We start from the raw sequence: 580 nt of genomic DNA on the forward strand, positions 1-580 counted from the left end.
ATGTAGTAGTCATTGGTGCTGGTCACGCCGGTATTGAAGCAGGTCTAGCTTCAGCTCGTCGGGGTGCTAAAACGCTGATGTTAACAATTAATTTAGATAATATTGCTTTCATGCCATGTAATCCATCTGTAGGTGGTCCTGCGAAAGGAATCGTTGTACGTGAAATAGACGCTTTAGGTGGACAAATGGCAAAAACTATTGATAAAACGCACATTCAAATGCGTATGCTTAATACAGGGAAAGGTCCAGCTGTTAGAGCTTTACGTGCTCAAGCAGATAAAGTATTATATCAACAAGAAATGAAGCGTGTACTTGAGAATGAGGATAATTTAGACATCATGCAAGGTATGGTTGATGAACTCATTATAGAAGATAATGAAGTTAAAGGTGTTCGTACTAACATTGGTACAGAATATCGTTCTAAAGCTGTCATTATTACAACAGGTACATTCTTACGTGGAGAAATTATACTAGGAAACTTAAAATATTCTAGTGGCCCTAATCATCAGTTACCCTCTGTAACGCTAGCGGATAATTTAAGAAAATTAGGATTTGATATCGTTAGATTTAAAACGGGTAC

1 protein-coding gene is annotated in these 580 nt (G+C 37.4%); it reads left to right on the forward strand.

Going from position 1 to position 580, the window contains the following annotated elements; genetic code table 11:
- Positions 1 to 580 (forward strand): FAD-dependent oxidoreductase (locus IE142_RS40150; RefSeq protein WP_191889489.1); only part of this gene is annotated, 580 nt, incomplete at both ends.

Source organism: Streptomyces mutabilis (assembly GCF_014649815.1).
Classification (GTDB): Bacteria; Actinomycetota; Actinomycetes; order Streptomycetales; family Streptomycetaceae; genus Streptomyces; species Streptomyces mutabilis.